1 tRNA gene and 2 rRNA genes (1 of these 3 running past the window's edge) are annotated in these 2,500 nt (G+C 56.3%); all 3 read left to right on the top strand.

Going from position 1 to position 2,500, the window contains the following annotated elements:
- Window positions 1–1,283: ribosomal RNA gene (locus tag NKG99_RS12390) — 23S ribosomal RNA — on the top strand; it begins 1,539 nt to the left of the window's first position.
- A gap of 277 nt (window positions 1,284–1,560) precedes the next feature.
- Window positions 1,561–1,675 (top strand): 5S ribosomal RNA (gene rrf / locus NKG99_RS12385).
- Window positions 1,676–1,901: 226 nt separating this feature from the next.
- Window positions 1,902–1,978, top strand: a tRNA-Met gene (locus NKG99_RS12380).
- Window positions 1,979–2,500 lie beyond the last annotated feature (522 nt).

Raw genomic sequence — 2,500 nt, 5'->3', positions numbered from 1 at the left:
GAAATAGCTCCTCCTTATAAACCGTACCCGAAACCGACACTGGTGGTCTGGTAGAGTATACCAAGGCGCTTGAGAGAACTATGCTGAAGGAACTCGGCAAATTGCACGCGTAACTTCGGAAGAAGCGTGACCCTTTTCTACGCAAGTAGAGGAGGGTGGCACAGACCAGGGGGTAGCGACTGTTTATCAAAAACACAGGGCTCTGCGAAGTCGCAAGACGACGTATAGGGTCTGACGCCTGCCCGGTGCTGGAAGGTTAAGAGGAGGGGTGCAAGCTCTGAATCGAAGCCCCAGTAAACGGCGGCCGTAACTATAACGGTCCTAAGGTAGCGAAATTCCTTGTCGGGTAAGTTCCGACCTGCACGAATGGCGTAACGACTTCCCCGCTGTCTCCAGCATAGACTCAGTGAAATTGAATTCCCCGTGAAGATGCGGGGTTCCTGCGGTTAGACGGAAAGACCCCGTGCACCTTTACTATAGCTTTACATTGGCATTCGTAGTGGCATGTGTAGGATAGGTGGTAGGCTTTGAAACCTGGGCGCCAGCTCAGGTGGAGCCACCCTTGAAATACCACCCTTATTACTATGGATGTCTAACCGCGGCCCGTTATCCGGGTCCGGGACAATGTATGGTGGGTAGTTTGACTGGGGCGGTCGCCTCCTAAAGAGTAACGGAGGCGCGCGATGGTGGGCTCAGAACGGTCGGAAATCGTTCGCTGAGTGCAATGGCATAAGCCTGCCTGACTGCGAGACTGACAAGTCGAGCAGAGACGAAAGTCGGTCATAGTGATCCGGTGGTCCCGCGTGGAAGGGCCATCGCTCAACGGATAAAAGGTACGCCGGGGATAACAGGCTGATGACCCCCAAGAGTCCATATCGACGGGGTTGTTTGGCACCTCGATGTCGACTCATCGCATCCTGGGGCTGGAGCAGGTCCCAAGGGTATGGCTGTTCGCCATTTAAAGCGGTACGTGAGTTGGGTTCAGAACGTCGTGAGACAGTTCGGTCCCTATCTGCCGTGGGTGTAGGAATATTGAAAGGATCTGTCCCTAGTACGAGAGGACCGGGATGGACGGATCTCTGGTGGACCTGTTGTGGCGCCAGCCGCATAGCAGGGTAGCTATATCCGGACGGGATAACCGCTGAAGGCATCTAAGCGGGAAACCCACCTTAAAACGAGTATTCCCTGAGAACCGTGGAAGACGACCACGTTGATAGGCCGGGTGTGGAAGAGCGGCAACGCTTGAAGCTTACCGGTACTAATAGTTCGATCGGCTTGATCGTTCTCATTCCTTATGCCCATTTGACGAAGTCAAATGGTCTTACCAGCGCTCACGCATGAGCGGCCCCTCCGGGGCCTATGCTCCGCGAGGGCGCCGGAAAACCGGCGACGCGCAGTCGCGCTTGCGGGCTTATGCCCGAAGCGCCCTGTAGAAAACGTCGCCTTGGCACGGAAAGACGGGCAAATGGCGCATGCTTATAGCGAGCAGGTATCTCCTACTCACTATTCCCTACTGCCTAATCCCTAACTCAGCTTCTCGAACAACGTGCGTTTTGCCGACCTGGTGGTTATGGCGGAGCGGCTGCACCCGATCCCATTCCGAACTCGGCCGTGAAACGCTCCAGCGCTGATGGTACTTCGTCTCAAGACGCGGGAGAGTAGGTCGCTGCCAGGTCTGCTAAACGCACGTTCAGTCTCACATCCAAATCGGATGCAGGGAAATCTTCTCCTTACTTTTGTTGATGCATGTCGTTGCCCCAAAACCGCCAAGCACTTTGGGCGACATGCATAAGGCCCGCCAAGGGAAGCCCGGGCCGCGCAAGCGGCCCTTTCATTTGGCGAGCCATATACCTATTTGTAGGCCATCCTATTCGTAGGCTTGCGCTTACAGCCAAGGTTGACGCGGGGTGGAGCAGCCCGGTAGCTCGTCAGGCTCATAACCTGAAGGTCACAGGTTCAAATCCTGTCCCCGCAACCAAATCCAAAACAGCCCGCCAGGCACCACGCCGGCGGGCTGTTTGCGTTTGGGACCGACTGTCGCCTGCAAGATGAACTCCCCGGCCCACAAAGCGGCCTCAGCTGACAAGGCACGACAAAATAAACCCTCTCAACAAAACCTAGTTAAAAACAGCCCGCAGCCCGAGGGCCATTTGCGTTTAAAGGCACTGGCGCGGACCCGTGGATTGAAGCGTCCAGCCGCCGCCATGGCGGCATCAGCCGAATCGAAGGCAGAATGACAAAGCCGTCCGATCCTCGTGCCAGGCATCGGTAATGCCGAGGATGACTTGCAATCAAATACGAAATGAATTTGGCCGGGCGGTGTTCTATCGGCCGGCTTCACCGCGGCCATTACAATGAGTGACGCCCGCGAATATCGGCCCGCGTGTGGATCCTCGATCGCGCCGGCGGTCGGGTGTCACCCCGCAATAGCCGCAAATGCCATTGTTGAGCGGCTTTGGGTGCTGAAGCGACACCTCGATCATGCCGAATCAGGTGACGG

Source organism: Mesorhizobium sp. M1409 (assembly GCF_040317535.1).
Classification (GTDB): Bacteria; Pseudomonadota; Alphaproteobacteria; order Rhizobiales; family Rhizobiaceae; genus Mesorhizobium.
This window is presented reverse-complemented; position numbering and strand designations above follow the sequence as displayed.